6 protein-coding genes and 1 CRISPR repeat array are annotated in these 17,896 nt (G+C 68.0%); all 6 genes read left to right on the forward strand.

Going from position 1 to position 17,896, the window contains the following annotated elements; genetic code table 11:
• Position 1: 1 nt before the first annotated feature.
• The 6 genes from cas2 to WMF42_RS44875 all read left to right on the forward strand — a co-directional run bounded on the left by cas2 (position 2) and on the right by WMF42_RS44875 (position 17,891).
• Positions 2 to 298, forward strand: a complete 297-nt coding sequence (gene cas2, locus WMF42_RS44850) for a CRISPR-associated endonuclease Cas2 (RefSeq protein WP_063815964.1) — start codon at positions 2 to 4, stop codon at positions 296 to 298.
• Positions 299 to 545: 247 nt separating this feature from the next.
• Positions 546 to 4,978: a CRISPR direct-repeat array (repeat unit 36 nt; unit sequence CCGATCCCCGCCGTGATGCCGGAAGGCGTTGAGCAC).
• A gap of 479 nt (positions 4,979 to 5,457) precedes the next feature.
• Positions 5,458 to 12,186: an RHS repeat-associated core domain-containing protein gene (locus WMF42_RS44855; protein WP_437689429.1), complete on the forward strand. Its 6,729-nt coding sequence runs from the start codon at positions 5,458 to 5,460 to the stop codon at positions 12,184 to 12,186.
• A gap of 4 nt (positions 12,187 to 12,190) precedes the next feature.
• A complete protein-coding gene (locus WMF42_RS44860; protein ID WP_061606511.1) occupies positions 12,191 to 12,421 on the forward strand; it encodes a hypothetical protein in 231 nt (76 codons plus the stop codon).
• A 333-nt stretch (positions 12,422 to 12,754) separates the two neighbouring features.
• Complete coding sequence (locus WMF42_RS44865; protein ID WP_437689431.1) at positions 12,755 to 15,898, forward strand: RHS repeat-associated core domain-containing protein; 3,144 nt, start codon at positions 12,755 to 12,757, stop codon at positions 15,896 to 15,898.
• A gap of 13 nt (positions 15,899 to 15,911) precedes the next feature.
• The gene (locus tag WMF42_RS44870) at positions 15,912 to 16,358 is read left to right on the forward strand and encodes an SMI1/KNR4 family protein (protein ID WP_437689433.1); all 447 of its coding nucleotides are present in this window, start codon (positions 15,912 to 15,914) and stop codon (positions 16,356 to 16,358) included.
• Between the two features lie 645 nt (positions 16,359 to 17,003).
• On the forward strand, positions 17,004 to 17,891 hold the full coding sequence (locus WMF42_RS44875; RefSeq protein WP_437689435.1) for a PEGA domain-containing protein: 888 nt from the start codon (positions 17,004 to 17,006) through the stop codon (positions 17,889 to 17,891).
• The last annotated feature ends 5 nt before the right edge of the window (positions 17,892 to 17,896 follow it).

The raw sequence follows: 17,896 nt of genomic DNA on the forward strand, positions 1-17,896 counted from the left end.
CATGCCCGAGCCCCGTCACTGGCATCTCGTCGTGTACGACGTCTCCGAGCCCAAGGCGCTGCGCAAGGTGCACAAGGTGCTGAGCGCGTGGGGAAAGCCCGTTCAGTATTCGGTCTTCCGCGTACGCGGAACGGCTCGGGAGCTCGCGCGTCTGCGCTTCGAGCTGACCGGGCTCATCGCCTCGGAGGACCGCCTGATGTTCATCCGCCTCTGCCCGGACTGTGCCACCAGGGTTACCGTTCAGGGCAAAGACCTGGCGCCGCTCGATCTGGAGCCACCGCCGTTCCGGATCGTGTGAGGCGGAGGATCATGCACCGGCGCGCGATGCCCCGCGCGCCCAGGTCCTTGACATTCAAACCCAGTAATTACGATAATTTACGTCGTGCCGAGGGCCGGGGAGGTGCGTGAGTGGCAGCAGATGCGAGTGAAGACGCGGCTGGACGAGGAGCGGGCATGCGCGCGGGGCGTGGCCGCCGGTTCGGGAAGGGAGGAGCTTGCGTGGGTGGCGCAAATGATGAACAATAACGGATGGTTACGCGGGCGGGCCGATCCCCGCCGTGATGCCGGAAGGCGTTGAGCACTCGCAGGGGGAGATCCTGGCCCGCATGCTCGAGCGGCCGATCCCCGCCGTGATGCCGGAAGGCGTTGAGCACTCGCCAAGGAATCTCGTGGCGCCGCCACCTAGGCGCCGATCCCCGCCGTGATGCCGGAAGGCGTTGAGCACGCGAAGATCCTCTCCCCGATGCGGCGATCGACTTCGCCGATCCCCGCCGTGATGCCGGAAGGCGTTGAGCACCGCGCGCCTTTCTGCGCGTAGAGGCGTCCATGCAGCCGATCCCCGCCGTGATGCCGGAAGGCGTTGAGCACAAGACCAGCGGGCCGGTCCCCTCCGCGGCTGCGGCCGATCCCCGCCGTGATGCCGGAAGGCGTTGAGCACAGGCAAAAGCCGTAGATCGTGCCTCGGTTATGGCCCCGATCCCCGCCGTGATGCCGGAAGGCGTTGAGCACTCCGCGTCCGCGGCCGGCGGGAAACCGATGTACCTCCCGATCCCCGCCGTGATGCCGGAAGGCGTTGAGCACAGATAGTATGCCGATCCTATTCTCCGGCGCTTTCCTCCCGATCCCCGCCGTGATGCCGGAAGGCGTTGAGCACATCCTCTCGCTCGACATCGAGACCATCCGCCACCCGATCCCCGCCGTGATGCCGGAAGGCGTTGAGCACAGCCCAGCGCGGTCGTCGTACGGGACGCCCTCGGCCGATCCCCGCCGTGATGCCGGAAGGCGTTGAGCACAGCGAGTCCGCGCAGAGAAGCGACTCGTGGCCAGGTCCGATCCCCGCCGTGATGCCGGAAGGCGTTGAGCACACGTGGAGCGCGTCAGGGTAGAGCCCGCGGAGCTTCCGATCCCCGCCGTGATGCCGGAAGGCGTTGAGCACGCCGCTCTCGATGTGGGACATGCGTTCCGCGGAGACCGATCCCCGCCGTGATGCCGGAAGGCGTTGAGCACTCTCCCAGCGACTCGGGAGCGTCGTCGACTCCTAACCGATCCCCGCCGTGATGCCGGAAGGCGTTGAGCACTTGATGAGCGTGCATCGCTCGAAGGGACTCGAGTCCGATCCCCGCCGTGATGCCGGAAGGCGTTGAGCACTCTTGGAGTCCCCGGGCTCGTGCTCGCCGCCACCCACCGATCCCCGCCGTGATGCCGGAAGGCGTTGAGCACGGAGGGCGTCTGGAACACGACGCGGCTCGTCTCGCCGATCCCCGCCGTGATGCCGGAAGGCGTTGAGCACCACCCGAACGAGGTGCGCGCGCTGGCGGCGTACCCCGATCCCCGCCGTGATGCCGGAAGGCGTTGAGCACAAGCTCGATTGGAACGCCATCGTCCTCGCCGCGCTCCGATCCCCGCCGTGATGCCGGAAGGCGTTGAGCACCCAAAGCCCTTCACTGTCGATCGCGTCGCCGATGTCCGATCCCCGCCGTGATGCCGGAAGGCGTTGAGCACTGCTCGCCGTTGTGGTGATGGGTGCAGATGAAGCCCGATCCCCGCCGTGATGCCGGAAGGCGTTGAGCACCCCTCGCCCCATGCTCTCGTGGCCCAGCGGGCGTCCGATCCCCGCCGTGATGCCGGAAGGCGTTGAGCACAGCTACCTGGAGTCGGTGTTCGGGCAGGGCGGGACCGATCCCCGCCGTGATGCCGGAAGGCGTTGAGCACAATTGCGCCGACCACGAAAGACGCTGATGCACCACCCGATCCCCGCCGTGATGCCGGAAGGCGTTGAGCACCCACCGCCGCCCAGGAGCCCCGCAAGTCCAAGGCCCCGATCCCCGCCGTGATGCCGGAAGGCGTTGAGCACCTAACGCACCATGTCAGTGGGACGCTTCCTGCCGACCGATCCCCGCCGTGATGCCGGAAGGCGTTGAGCACGTGGACGAGGCGTGCACCTGAACGCGGCTCGTGACCGATCCCCGCCGTGATGCCGGAAGGCGTTGAGCACGCGGATATCACCAAGGGGCCGGACCAGTTTTCGCGGCCGATCCCCGCCGTGATGCCGGAAGGCGTTGAGCACCTCAAGGGCGTTCCGCAGGAGCTTTTCGACGAGGTCCCGATCCCCGCCGTGATGCCGGAAGGCGTTGAGCACATCGACTACCGCCGGCGCTGGATCCGCATCACATGGCCGATCCCCGCCGTGATGCCGGAAGGCGTTGAGCACAAGGCGAGCTTCGCGTCGCGCAGGACCTCCTCATCCGATCCCCGCCGTGATGCCGGAAGGCGTTGAGCACATCATCGTGCTGACCTGCGCCGCGCTGATCGCGCCCGATCCCCGCCGTGATGCCGGAAGGCGTTGAGCACTCCCATGGTACCAGCCTCCCATTCACGATCACCGGTTCCGATCCCCGCCGTGATGCCGGAAGGCGTTGAGCACTGCTGCGTCGGCTTGAGCTCGCTCCGCGCCCCGACCGATCCCCGCCGTGATGCCGGAAGGCGTTGAGCACCCCTCACCCTCGACGGCGACTGTCATCTTATGGGTCCGATCCCCGCGGTGATGCCGGAAGGCGTTGAGCACTGCGACCAGATCTGCACCCGGCGATGCGCGTCGACCGATCCCCGCCGTGATGCCGGAAGGCGTTGAGCACATCGCATTCGCGACGCGGTTTCCGACTGACGTCTGCCGATCCCCGCCGTGATGCCGGAAGGCGTTGAGCACTTCATGTTCCTTTCAGCGCCAGCTACCCGACGCGGCCGATCCCCGCCGTGATGCCGGAAGGCGTTGAGCACCTTGCGGCGCTCGAGGCCTCCGAGGACGACGAGCCGATCCCCGCCGTGATGCCGGAAGGCGTTGAGCACATTCCGGGCACTTGAGCCACTTCCCGGGCTTGAGATCCGATCCCCGCCGTGATGCCGGAAGGCGTTGAGCACAAGGGGACATCGCCGCATGCGACCAGGTTGCACGCGGCCGATCCCCGCCGTGATGCCGGAAGGCGTTGAGCACAGCAGCGCGGCGATGACGATTGGGCGGACGACGGCCGATCCCCGCCGTGATGCCGGAAGGCGTTGAGCACCCGAAGATGTCGCCCGAGCCCGTCTGCGTCGCGCTGCCGATCCCCGCCGTGATGCCGGAAGGCGTTGAGCACTTCACATTCAGCGCCGCCCAGTACTGCATGTTCGGCCGATCCCCGCCGTGATGCCGGAAGGCGTTGAGCACCGTGTCACCGTCGGGCGTCGAGGCGTCCACCCCGTCGCCGATCCCCGCCGTGATGCCGGAAGGCGTTGAGCACAGCTTGCCCTCGCGGATGTTGATGAAGGTGCAGTCCCGATCCCCGCCGTGATGCCGGAAGGCGTTGAGCACGCCAAGCCCAGCATCTTCCTCACGCACCACAGCACCGATCCCCGCCGTGATGCCGGAAGGCGTTGAGCACTGGCAGTGCGCGCGCAGCGCGTCGGGCTCGCTGTCCGCCGATCCCCGCCGTGATGCCGGAAGGCGTTGAGCACATCCCGTTCGCGGGCACCGTGGCCGCGTCGGTCCCCGCTCCCCGCCGTGATGCCGGAAGGCGTTGAGCACCCGCCGAAGCCGCGGCCCGCGGGCAACTCTCCGGCCGCTCCCCGCCGTGATGCCGGAAGGCGTTGAGCACGTCGTCCTCCCCCTCACTCGAAGCACTGGATGTAACCGATCCTCGCCGTGATGCCGGAAGGCGTTGAGCACATCACGCTGTTCTGCAACAACCTAGCCGATGGCGACCGCTCCCCGCCGTGATGCCGGAAGGCGTTGAGCACCAGCGGCGAAGCATGTCGCGGGCGATCATGACGTTCCGCTCCCCGCCGTGATGCCGGAAGGCGTTGAGCACGCCGACAAGGAGTTCAACGCCATGTACGACAAGGCCGATCCCCGCCGTGATGCCGGAAGGCGTTGAGCACTTCGCCAGCGGGCGAAACAGCGACGAGTATCGCGCCGATCCCCGCCGTGATGCCGGAAGGCGTTGAGCACGTGCGGCGGATGCCTCGGCGCTGGTACTGCACCACCCGATCCCCGCCGTGATGCCGGAAGGCGTTGAGCACAGCGGCTGCGCGTCCACCGTGCGCGGCCTCTGGCGCCGCTCCCCGCCGTGATGCCGGAAGGCGTTGAGCACCGCCACCACCCGTCGTCGTCGTAGCCCATCACCGCACCGCCCGTCGCCGTGATGCCGGAAGGCGTTGAGCACGCGTGACGCTACTCCTTGGCCGGGGGCGCATCCGCCGCTCCCCGCCGTGATGCCGGAAGGTGTTGAGCACACGGCGGCCAGCGAATCCACCGGGATGCTCATCTCCCGCTCCCCGCCGTGATGCCGGAAGGCGTTGAGCACGCGTCCGCGGCGGCATCCCGCGCGAGGGGCTCCGCCCGCTCCCCGCCGTGATGCCGGAAGGCGTTGAGCACTGGCCGTACGCGTAGAGCGCCCCTGCCCGTGACCCGACCCCCGCCGTGATGCCGGAAGGCGTTGAGCACATCGATGGCTGCGCCGCGCCAGCGCCGCCGCGAACCCGAGCCCCGCCGTGCTGCCGGAAGTCAACTTGGTAAATCTGCGCCTCGTCGGCGCCGCGGATGGGTGCGACACGGACATGGCACCCGGGTAGGCGCGTCGCCCAGAACGCGACCAGCGGCCGCGCGCGCCGGGCCGCGCCACGAGCAGCAGAATTTCGTCGTGACGCGTCCGTGGCGGTCGCGTAGGGCGCTGGTCACCTCAGTACGGAAGAACATCAGCCGGCTGCCTCGTGGAGCGCGCTCGGTCTCGCCTTGCTGCGCTCCAGCGCGGACCGCGGAATGCGTTATCGACACAGCGTAATCCCAGCTGCGCGTGCATGCCGGCCGGGCACGGATGCCCTGACGAATGCCTTGAGCTCATCATAGCCAAGGGATATCGACTCCAGAACAGCGGTTGACTCGGGCTGCCGTGCCATGGCCTCCTCGGTGCGAGGGAGGCTGCGATGGCGCCCATTCTCCGACGCGTTCTCCGGACGATCATCCCGCCATTTATGTTTCTCGCGTGCGTGCTCGCGCAGGGGGGATGCCAGTGTATCTTCGACGGCCCGCCCCTGGAGCCGCCTCAGGGCGTCGTCGCCTGCCGGACCCAGGGCGCACACGGCCCTGCCACCCCCCGCCCGGCGCCGGAGGTCGAGACCGTCGCCGCCGGCACGATCCCGGGGACGTTCTCCATCTCGATCACCGGGGAGGCCGTGTACACGATGGACTTGACCACCGTGCCCTCCCGCGCGGGCATGGGACCAAGGCTCCAGCTCGTCTATCGCAGCGACGGAGGCGACGGCGTGCTCGGCGCCGGCTTCTCCATCGCTGGGCTCTCCGCGATCACGCGATGTCCGAGCACGCTCGCGCAGGACGGGGAGATCCGCGGCGTGAGGTACGACGGCGAGGACAAGCTCTGTCTCGATGGGCAGCGCCTCGTTCCGGTGGGAGAGGCGCCGGGGATCATCGAGTACCGGACGTTCCCGGATACCTTCGTCAAGGTGGTTGGGCACTATCCTCCAGAAGGGGCTGCGCCCGCCGAGGCGCTCTTCTTCGAGGCGCACCTGCCCGACGGCCGTGTCGTCGAGTACGGGCACACCGAGGGCAGCAAGCCGCTCGCTCGGGGTGGCGCTCCGCGCGCGTGGCTCGCCAACAAGGCGCGTGACGGCCGTGGGAACGCCATGACGTATGCGTACTGCGTCGCCGAGGCGGAGGACGGCCATGCCGCCGAGTACGCGGTGGACGAGATCCGCTACACGAGCTTCGAGGGCACGCCGTCGCTCGCTCCGTCGCGGGCGGTGCGCTTCCTGTATGGAACGAAGGACCCTGCTGCGATTCGCACCGGCTACTCGGGCGGCATGGCGCTCCAGCGCGCGCTTCGCCTGGAGGAGATCCAGATGCTCGGCCCGGGCGATACCCTGGTCCGGCGCTACGGGTTCGGCTACGAGCTCAGCCCGGCGACGCGCCGCACGCTCCTGACGCAGATCGAGGAGTGTGCGAGCGACGGGGTGTGCAAGCCCGCCACGCGGTTTCAGTACAGCCGTGCCACGCCCGGGTTCAAGCGGCTCACGACGGACATCGACGAGCCGGTCTCCGAGAGGGCGAGCCCGATGGTGTTCGACCTCGACGGCGATGGGCGCGACGACCTCGTGATTCCGGACATCGTCGCGGGGTTCAGCACACCGAGCAACCCGATCACCGCGTGGTGGGCGGCGCGGAACCTCGGGCCCCGCGCCTCGCCGTCCTTCCTCGCGCCGGCGGAGCTCGCCTTCCTCGAAGAGTGGCCCACGGTCGCCGATGCGAGTGGGCCCTCCGATCCGGCCCTTCTACAGCCGGAGCTCGGGACGGTCCTGGACTACGACGACGATGGGCGGGCGGACGTGCTGCTCCATGACGTCTACGGTTCCGAGGTCACGTGGCATGTGCTCCTGTCCCGCCCGGACTGGACCTTCGCGCTCCAGGACACCGGCATCCGCAGGCCGTTTCCGCTCCGGGTCACGCCCGCGCCGCCCAGCTTGAGCAGCCCCGGCGCGTCGATGCACCTCGCCGATCTGGACGGCGACGGCGTGCCGGATCTGATCCAGTGCGAGGACCACGCCCGCGACGCACAGGCACCGCTGCCGCTCTTTGCGGTGTGGACCGTCCACCTCTGGCGGCCCGCGCGCGGCGCGACGCCCGCGGGATTCGACCCCACGGGCGAATCGATCGAGCTGCTCTCCGGCTATCCTTGCGACACGGAGCTCCACACGCTCGATCTCGACGCCGACAGCAAGATCGATCTCGTCGTGCCGTCCTTGAGGCGGTTCGGTGACGGGTCGGTCCTCGCCGGAGCCAGCTACGACGCGATCATGCGCCGGAACGATGAGCGCTGGGAGGTGTTCGACACCGCGCTGCCTGTCGTCGGCCCCGGGGGCCGCGTCGTCTTTCTCGACGTGAACGGCGACGGCCTACCCGATGCCATCGAATCCGGCTTCAACCACCACCAGCTCACCACCTACTTCAACACGGGGCCGACCTTCGTGACCTCGCCGTTCCGGACCGTCGACGCGTTCAGCTTCGGCGATTTGCTGGGGTTCTCGGATCAGGACGCGTTCTTCCGGCTCGCCGTGCCGCTCGACTTCAATGGCGACGGGCGGCAGGACCTCTTGATGCCCGTCCCTCCGGGCATGCTGCTGGGCGGCTCCGATGCGTTGCCATCGTGGGCCGTTCTGCTGGCGACGGGCGACCGCGAGGGACCGCCGTTTGCGCTCGCCGACCCGCGGGTGCCGTTCGAGGCCAGCCTCGGCGATGCAATCACCCTCGCCGATCCACGCGGGCCGCGCACCGGCGACGTCAACGGGGACGGGGCCCAGGACGTGATCCTGACGCTCGGCGGCCTGTTCACCATCTTCCAGAGCCTCTCGGCCGATCAGGATCTGCTGGTCGCGATCTCCGACGGGATGAACGCCCGCGAGCCGTCCGAGCCAGGCTTCGTGCCCAACGTGAGCATCTCGTATGGGCACCTGACCGACGCGTCGGTGGCGGCGGACGACAGCGCGGAGGATCCGGCGCGGGAGAGCCCGCTCTACGTCGCGCGTTCCGGCGCGGCGGACGACTGCCGCCATCCGCGCCGCTGCGTCGTGGGCCCTCGCCGGGTGGTCAGCGCGTACGCGCTCAACAACGGCGCGGATCGACAGCGGCGCTTCGAGGTCAGCTACCGCGACGGGCGCTACCACCGGCTGGGCAGGGGATTTCTCGGGTTCGGGGAGCGGATCGTCACCGATCTGGACACGGGCGCCGCGACGCTCCATGCCTACGACCACGTCACATACGACGACGAGCTCCAGGTCTTCCCCTTCGCAGGGCGCGTCCTGCGGACGTGGCACTGGGCTCCGGGCCTGCCCAGCCAGCCCAGGCCGGAGCAGGTCGAGCTCGCGTTCGTCGACGTGAAGCGGACGCTCGTTCCGACGAACGACGGCGCGACGTACTTCACGCTGCCGACCGAGCGCCGGGTGAGGCGAGCGCAAGGGGTCTCTCCGCCCCCGCGCGGCGAGCCGCCCTCGATCGAGACGTACGTGCGGCAGGTCGAGGGCGGAGGCGGCGGCGCGATCCTGCTGCGCGACTCGGTGTCGAAGGTGACCGAGTTCGACGAGCTCGGCAACGTGCGCGCCGAGGAGGTCTCGACGAGCGGCGTCGACCTCACGTTCAACGTCACGCGGACGTTCAAGAACGACACCGAGCGCTGGGTCCTCGGCCAGCTCGAGACGCAGGAGGAGTGCAGCGCCGCAGCCGGGATATCCCAGTGCCGGACCCTCACGCGGACCACGACGATCTACGGCGAGGTCGACACCGAGTCCACCGAGAGCGACGACGGTCTGCCCGACACGAAGCTGAAGCTCACCTACACGCGTGATGACTTTGGCAACATCACCGGCGTCACCGCGGAGGATGCCTTCGACCACCGGCGGACATCCAGCACGGACCTCGACGACGAGGGCATCTTCCCCGAGAAATACGTGAATGCGGCCGGGCACACGACCATCGTGGAGTACGACGACGCGCTCGGCGTGCTCCTCAAGCGGATCGATCCGAATCAGCTCGTCACGGAGTGGCAGGTCGACGGCTTCGGGCGCCTCGGCGTCGAGACGCGCCCGGACGGCACCACCACGACGGTCGCGCTGTCGCGCACCAAGGACGGTGGACCGAACCAGGACGCCTGGCGCGTGACGGAGCGAAGCACTACGACCGGCGGCGCCGACGACACGATCGAATTCGACAGCCTCGGTCGCCAGATCCGGCGGTGGTGGTACGGGCCCGAGCCGGAGGCGGCGCAGGGCTCGGGCGAGACGAAGCGCATCATGCAAGAGATCGGGTTCGATGCGCTGGGCGAGCACATCGCGCAGCGCTCGGTGCCGGTCAGCGAAGATACGCCCGAGCGCGAGAGGCTGTACGAGCGCTACGAGCACGACGCCGTGGGCCGCGAAGTGCGCGTCACGACGCCGTGGAACGCGGTCACGACGACCGAGTACGATGGCTTGCTCGTGCGCGTCACCGACGCGCTCGACCATGTGACCGTTACCGCGCAGGATCCGCTGGGGCGAGCCGAGTCCATCACCGATGCAGCCGACGGGATCACCCGTTACAGTTACGGCCCGTTCGGCATGCTGCACACGGTCACCGATCCGGGCGGCGCGGTGACGCGCATGACGCGCGACGCATTCGGCCGCATCCGGCAGCTCGACGACCCCGATCGGGGTACGACGCGCTCGATCCATGACGGCTTCGGCGAGCTGATGTCGTCGACCGATGCGCTCGGGCGCGAGACCACGTGGGGCCATGACGCGCTCGGCCGGCCCGACACGCGCGTGGACCGGCACGGCGCCGAGCTTCGGACGACGAAGTGGACCTGGGACACGGCGGCGCACGGGATCGGCAAGCTCCACACGCTGACGAGCCCGGATGCCGACAAGACGTACGGGTACACCCGCTTCGGCCAGATCGAGACGATCACGCTCCGCATCGACGGAGAGGGTGCTCCCCTGGAAGCCAGGCTGGACTACGACGATCTCGGTCGTATCGATACGGTCACGTATCCTGCGCCTTCCGGCGCGGCGTCGTTCGTGGTGGCCCACGATCACGACGCGCACGGCCACGTGCTCGCCGTGCGCGACAGCCAGACAAAGGACGCGTACTGGCGCTTGACGGAGGTAGACGACGCAGGGCGCTTTCGAGAGGAGGTGTTCGGCAACGGCGCGGTCACGACGCGGAGCTACCACGCCGACAAGCAGCGCCTCGGACACGTGGTGACGCAGAGCGGCGCGGCCGAGGTGCAAGACCTGGACTACGGGTATGACGATCTCCTCAATCTCACGCGCCGCACCGACGCGCTCCAGCCCGAGAACACGACGGAGCGCTTCCGGTACGACCCGCTCCAGCGGCTGAACTGCGCGTACTTCGGCGAGGTCGAGCGCGCGTCGGCGCCCTGCGCGCTCCGGTACGACTACCACCCGAACGGCAATCTCACCTTCAAGTCGGACGTCGGAACGCTCTCCTACGATGACCCGCTGCACCCGCACGCGGTCACCGGCGCAGCGCTCGTCACGGGCAGCTTCGGCTACGACGCTGTCGGAAATCAGATCGCGCGCCCCGGCGGCACGGCCGTGCGCTATATGCCATTCGACCTGCCGGAGCGCATCACGCAGGGCGCGAGCACGGTCACGTTCGCCTACGACGGCGACCAGCAGCGGATCCGCAAGACAACACCCGAGAAGGAGACGCTCTACCTCGGCGATCTGTACGAGCGGGTCACCGATGCGGCGTCGGGCATTGTGGAGCACCGGTACCACGTGCACTCGCCGGAGCGGGTCGTGGCGATCGTGACCCGGGGAGGCTCGGACGACGGCACACGGTACGTGCACGTCGACCACCTCGGCTCGGTCGATGCGCTCACCGACGAGGACGGCGGCGTGATCGAGCGGCGGAGCTACGATCCGTTCGGGCAGCGGAGAAACCCCGTCTGGGGAGAGCCCGCGCCAGCGTCGTTCGCCAGCAAGACGACGCAGGGGTTCACCGGGCACGAGAGCGACGACGAGCTCGGGCTCGTGAACATGAAAGGCAGGCTCTACGATCCCAGGGTCGGGCGGTTCTTGACCACGGACCCGATCGTGTCGCTCCCGTCCTTCGGGCAGAGCTGGAATCCGTACAGCTACGTGCTGAACAACCCGCTCGCCTACGTCGACCCGGGCGGCTTTCAGGAAGCGCTCCCGGAGGACGGGGCTCGCTCACCGCTGCCGGCCGGCGCGGAGTTCACTTCGGACGAGCTCGGCCTGCCGCCGATCGAAATCGAGCTGGTCCTTCCATCCTCGGAGCACGAGGCGCGCGCCGACGCCGATACAAACACCATGGCTGCCGAGGCGGGCGGCGCCGTGGCGCCGATCGACGTCAGCGTGGTCGGGACCAGCTCGGGCTTCGTGCCCGAGCCGGTGCTGTCGTCGGCGGAGGCCACGAGCCCCGCCAGCCTGGTCGGCGGCACCTTGCTCGGCGCTGCCGCGGGGACGGGCGAGCTGGCGCTCGGCCTCGCACAATCGCTGGTCCTGAATGCGATGACGCTCGGCGGTTACGGCGCCTACCAGCACGGCCGCGCGATGTGGGACGGCTACCAGGCAGCCGGCGTTCTCGGCGCGATCAACGCCGTCAACCCGCTCTACGAGATTGGGCGCAACGGGGCCGACACGGCGCTCGCCATCGATCGGGGCGACTATCGGGCGGCGGGCTCGGCGGGGGTGAAGGCGATCCTCCTCGGCGCGGCAACGGTATACGGTGCGGGCAGGGGGCTGGGAGCGCTCGCAGAAGAGTCCGCGGCTGCGGCGGGAGCCATAAGGGGAGGAGCAAGCGCGAGCTCCTTCGTCTACCAGCTCGTGGACGATCTTGGGCAGCCAGTCTATTATGGAATTTCCAAGCACCCCGTGAGCCGGCTTGGACAGCATGCACGAAAACCGGAAGGCCCTTTCCGCGGCATGCAAGTCATCTCGGAGCCGCTTCCCTTGCCGCAAGCACGAGCGCTGGAAACTTCCCTGATTCAGCAAGCGCACGCCGAAGGGAGATTGATCTACAATACGGCCGGCTCGTCGATTTCGTCTACCGCGCCGATTGCGACACCGACTATGGTCCAAGCCACAGAAACGATGCTCAGCCCACGGCTATATCCGAGGTAGATCTATGGGATGGTGGAAGGTCGAAAATACGCAGGATGTAATTGGTGACGGTCCGCTTGACGCTCTGACCGACGCGATGGCCGAGGTGGTCTCGCAGTACCAGGTCGAGTTTAAGCGACGGCCGAGTAGAGCTGAGTGGGAAGCGTTGCTCACCGCGGTGCTCGGGGAAGAGGAGCCCGAAAAACGGCCTTCGGACGATGGTGTCGTAAAGCGGGTTTTGGTCGAGCTTGCATGATCGCGACACGGCAACAGGTATTCGACTTCCCCGCGGAGTTGTGCCACGTCGCAGGGTCATGGGGCCACCCCTTTGCAGGGTCATGGGGCCAGGGGGAGACGACGTGATCGGCCTCGACCATGCCCGAGACCGCGAAGCGTGTCGAGGTCCCCGGAGTCGGGCGCGAAGCGACCGGCGACGTCCCTCTTTTTTGCAGGGTCATGGGGCCACCCGGGCCGCCTGGTAGGTCCGGCGCAGGACGCCTTCGGACACCGGCGGACATCCACCACAGAGCTCGACGACGAGGGCATCTTCCCCCAGAGCTACGTGAATGCGGCCGGGCACACGACGATCGTGGCGTACGACGACGCGCTCGGTGTGCTGCTCAGGCGTGTCGATCCGAATCAGCTCGTCACGGAGTGGCAGGTCGACGGCTTCGGGCGCCTCGGCATCGAGCGGCGCCCGGACGGCACCACGACGACGGTCGCGCTGTCGCGCTCCAAGGACGGTGGCCCGAACCAGGACGCCTGGCGCGTGACGCAGCGAAGCACCACGACCGGCGGCGACGACGACACGATCGAATTCGACAGCCTCGGCCGCCAGATCCGGTGGTGGTGGTACGGGCCCGAGCCGGAACCGGCGCAGGGCTCGGGCGAGGCGAAGCGCATCCTGCAAGAGATCGGGTACGATGCGCTGGGCGAGCACATCGCGCAGCGCTCGGTGCCGGTCAGCGAAGATACGCCCGAGCGCGAGAGGCTGTACGATCGCTACGAGCACGACGCCGTGGGCCGCGAAGTGCGCTCTACGACGCCGTGGAACGCGGTCACGACGACGGACTACGATGGCTTGCTCGTGCGCGTCACCGACGCGCTCGATCACGTGACCGTCACCGCGCAGGATCCGCTGGGGCGCGTCGAGTCCATAACCGATGCAGCCGATGGGATCACCCGGTATGGTTACGGCCCGTTCGGCATGCTGCACACGGTCACCGACCCAGGCGGCGCGGTGACGCGCATGACGCGCGACGCGTTCGGCCGCGTCCGGCAGCTCGACGACCCCGATCGGGGCACCACGCGCTCGATCCACGACGGCTTCGGCGAGCTGATGTCATCGACCGATGCGCTCGGGCGCGAGACCACGTGGGCCTACGATGCGCTCGGCCGACCCGACTCGCGCGTGGACCGGCACGGCGCCGAGCTTCTGACGACGAAGTGGACCTGGGACACGGCGGCGCACGGGATCGGCAAGCTCCACACGCTCGCGAGCCCGGACGGCGACAAGACGTACGGGTACACCCGCTTCGGCCAGATCGAGACGATCACGCTCCGTATCGACGGAGAGGGTGCTCCCCTGGAAGCCAAGCTGGGCTACGACGAGCTCGGCCGTGTCGATACGGTCACGTATCCTGCGCCTTTCGGCGCGGCGTCGTTCGTGGTGGCCCACGATCACGACGCGCACGGCCACGTGCTCGCCGTGCGCGACAGCCAGACAAAGGACGCGTACTGGCGCTTGACGGACGTCGACGACGCGGGGCGCTTTCGAGAAGAGGTGTTCGGCAACGGCGCGATCACGACACGGAGCTACCACGCCGACAAGCAGCGCCTCGGACACGTGGTGACGCAGAGCGGCGCGGCCGAGGTGCAAGACCTGGACTACGGGTATGACGATCTCCTCAATCTCACGCGCCGCACCGACGCGCTCCAGCCCGAGAACACGACGGAGCGCTTCCGGTACGACCCGCTCCAGCGGCTGAACTGCGCGTACTTCGGCGAGGTCGAGCGCGCGTCGGCGCCCTGCGCGCTCCGGTACGACTACCACCCGAACGGCAATCTCACCTTCAAGTCGGACGTCGGAACGCTCTCCTACGATGACCCGCTGCACCCGCACGCGGTCACCGGCGCGGGGACCGACAGTTTCGTGTACGACGCCGTTGGCAATCAGATCGCGCGGCCCGGCGGCACGACCGTGCGGTATACGCCGTTCGACCTGCCGGAGCGCATCACGCAGGGCGCGGCCACCATCACCTTCGGCTACGACGGCGACCAGCGGCGGATTCGCAAGACGACGCCGGAGAAGGAGACGCTCTACTTCGGCGACCTCTACGAGCGGGTCACCGATCGGGCGTCGGGCACCGTGGAGCATCGGTACCACGTCCACTCGCCGGAGCGCGTGGTGGCGATCGTGACCCGGGGAGGCTCGGACGACGGCACGCGGTACGTGCATGTCGATCACCTCGGCTCGGTCGATGCGCTCACCGACGAGGACGGCGACGTGATCGAGCGGCGGAGCTACGACCCGTTCGGGCAGCGCAGGAACCCCGTGTGGGGGGAGCGCGCGCCGGCGTCGTTCTCCAGCGAGACGACGCAAGGATTCACCGGGCACGAGAGCGACGACGAGCTCGGGCTCGTGAACCTGAAGGGCAGGATCTACGATCCCAGGATCGGACGGTTCTTGACAACGGACCCGATCGTTTCGATTCCGTCCTTCGGGCAGAGCTGGAATTCGTACAGCTACGTGCTGAACAACCCGCTCGCCTACGTCGACCCGGGCGGCTTTCAGGAAGCGCTCCCGGAGGACGGGGCTCGCTCACCGCTGCCGGCCGGCGCGGAGTTCACTTCGGACGAGCTCGGCCTGCCGCCGATCGAAATCGAGCTGGTCCTTCCATCCTCGGAGCACGAGGCGCGCGCCGACGCCGATACAAACACCATGGCTGCCGAGGCGGGCGGCGCCGTGGCGCCGATCGACGTCAGCACGACCGGGAGCGCCTCCGGGCATGTGCCGCAGCCGGTGACCACGGCGCCGATCGACTGGTCACAGAACCCCTATGTGCAGATCGAGGGAGGGTTTGTCGCCGGGTTGCTGCTCGGGGCGGTTCCTTTCGCCGGCGTGGGTCACGAACTGCTGGACGCCGCGGGCGTGCTGGCCCATGGGACGCCGGAAGCCAGGATGGGCCTGGCCATCGGGCAGATCGTCGGCGGGATTGCCCTCACGATCGGGGGCTTGACGGGGGAAGTCTTCGGCGGCGTCACGAGCGCCACCGGCATCGGCGCGACGATCGGTGTGCCTGCGATGGTCGTCTCGGCCGGGCTGGTCGTCGGTGGGGTCGGGAACATCGCGGCGGGGATCCAGGGGCTGTCACAGGCGATGATGTCAAGCGGGTCGGGCAGTACCGCTCCGCCGCGGGCGACACCTACTGAAGCGAGAGGTCGAGTGAATGGTGAAGCTCTCAGAGTCGCAAGAGCGGAGTTCAGCCAAGTGAAAGCAAAGTTCTGGAGGAACGAAGCCGCGACTAACCCGAGCAAATACTCCCATGAGAACCTGGCTCGGATACGTGCAGGCAAGCCCCCGATCGGCCCTGATGGCCATCCCATGGAGCTACATCACCGGACTCCACTCGCCGAAGGAGGCACGAACGCCTTCGATAATTTGCAGCCGTTGTCGCGCACCGAACACCGACTTGGATCGAATTACAAGTTGAACCATCCCGACCTGCCGTAGTAAGGAAACCCCGATGACGAAGTATACTGATGTTGCCGCGCGCTTGATTAAATTCGATGATCGCGAACTGGGGACAGGTGCGAGCGAAGATCAAATTGCGGCTGCAGAACGGGTTCTAGGCGCTCAAATCGTGGGCGGATACCGTCTATTTTTGAAGCAGTTTGGATGGGGTGGCGTTGGACACTTTGAGATCTATGGTTTGGGCCCAGACACGCCGCCGCATCTGGATATTGTGCATATTACACAAAGCGAACGTCATGAAATGGAGCCTCGGTTGCCACGTCACTTGTTGCCTATTATGAACGATGGAGGCGGCAATCTTCACTGTCTCGATACCATGAAAAAAAACGAGCCTAATGTCGTGCTGTGGGCTCATGAGCGAGCATCTGATCAAGAACCAGAATCGGAGGCGGAGGATTTTGCCTCATGGCTGGACCACATGCTGGATTCTCTAGAATAGACAATGTTGATATGTGAAATGATATATTATGCTACGGCCTGAATTCGCGGGACGTAGCGGGAAGCGCGCCGGGCTTGTCCGGAGGCGTGCGGCTCGTTCCGCGCAGGCGTTCACGTTGCTCGGGTGGCTACAGAATGCGCCTGAGGAGCGGGCAGAGCTGCGGCAGCCGACTCGCGGAGCGGCGGATGGGAGACGGATCGCCTTCCGGCACCACGGCAGCGACGCTCCGTGACGTTGCCGTGTCCAGCGGAAAAAGCGCGGTCGATGGGGCACCTCGACGCGCGCGCACGGTCGCCGCCGCCAGGGACGGACCACGTATTCCGCCATCGGGCCGTCTCTTGTCATCCAAAGCGTTGATTTGTGGCGATTTCCAGTCGTTGACACCCTCCGGCGGGCGTACGTACCGTTCACGCCATGCGTCGCGTCGCGCAATCGCTGTGGATGTGCCTGATGCTTGGCGTCGCGATCGGCTTCGCGCCTCCGATCCGCGCGGAGGATCGCGCTCCGGCGCCCGCACGAAGCGACGGTCCGGCCTTCAAGGAGCACCTTCGCAGCGCCAAGCGCGCTCGCGCCCAGGGACGGTGGGCCGAGGCCGCCGGCGCCTACAAGGCTGCTCTCGATGCGGCCGACGCGGCGTCCGCCACCGTGAGGGAACGCGCGGAGATCGCCGGGGAGCTCGGGCTCTGCGAGCTCGCGCTGCGCGAGCACCGTGACGCGGCGGAGCACCTGGCGTGGAGCCTTGAGCAGGGCCTCGAGCACCACGATGCGCTGTCTCCTGCGCAGTACGAGCGATTCTCGAAGGGGCTGCGCAAGGCAGAGGCGTTCGTCGGGACGCTCATCGTGGCGGTGGATCCACCGGACGCCGAGGTGATCGTCGACGGCACGCCCCTCGACCGGACCGCGCGAGCCCACCGGCTGTTCCTCGAGCCGGGCCAACGTACGGTGCGGCTCCTCGCGACGGGCCGGGAAGAAGCGCTCCACGTGATACAGGCCGTGGCGGGCGCGCGGCACGAGATCGCGGCGGTGCTGCCGCGCGCGACGGCGAGCAGCGCCAAGGAGACCGCGCCGGCGAAGCCGATGCCCGTGAGCGCCGCGCCCGCCGCGCGCGCCGAGGCGCCCGGGCCGCTCTCGTCGTCGTCGTGGCCGGGGGTGCTGCGCATCGCCGGCATCGGCCTGACCACGGCGACTGCCTCCTTCGGCGTCCTGTTCATGGTCCACGCGAGGGGAGCCGACGGCGATCTCGCGGAGCTCAACGGCAAGCTCGACGATCTGGGGGTGACGTCGTGGGCGTGCCGGGAACCATCGCCCCCCGCGACGTGCTCCGAGCTGTCGCGCCTGCGGCGGCAGCGAGATCAGTTCGCCGCGCTCGGCACGGGGCTGGTGATAGCAAGCGGCGTCCTCGGGGCCGCGACCATCGCCTCGTTCTTCACCGATTTCGGCCTCGGCCAGGCTGCGCCCAGGAGAGACAACGTCGCGCTGTCACCGATGGCCGCTCCGGGACAGATCGGCCTCGTGGCGCACGGGGTGTGGTGATGATG

Source organism: Sorangium sp. So ce176, from assembly GCF_051519835.1.
Taxonomy (GTDB): Bacteria; Myxococcota_A; Polyangia; order Polyangiales; family Polyangiaceae; genus Sorangium; species Sorangium cellulosum_G.

What these genes read in the sequence shown, in the direction of transcription:
- WMF42_RS44860 (WP_061606511.1), top strand. Translation starts at nt 12,191, where the DNA reads ATGGGATGGTGGAAGGTCGAAAATACGCAGGATGTAATTGGTGACGGT.
- WMF42_RS44870 (WP_437689433.1), top strand. Translation starts at nt 15,912, where the DNA reads ATGACGAAGTATACTGATGTTGCCGCGCGCTTGATTAAATTCGATGAT.
- WMF42_RS44855 (WP_437689429.1), top strand. Translation starts at nt 5,458, where the DNA reads ATGGCGCCCATTCTCCGACGCGTTCTCCGGACGATCATCCCGCCATTT.
- cas2 (WP_063815964.1), top strand. Translation starts at nt 2, where the DNA reads ATGCCCGAGCCCCGTCACTGGCATCTCGTCGTGTACGACGTCTCCGAG.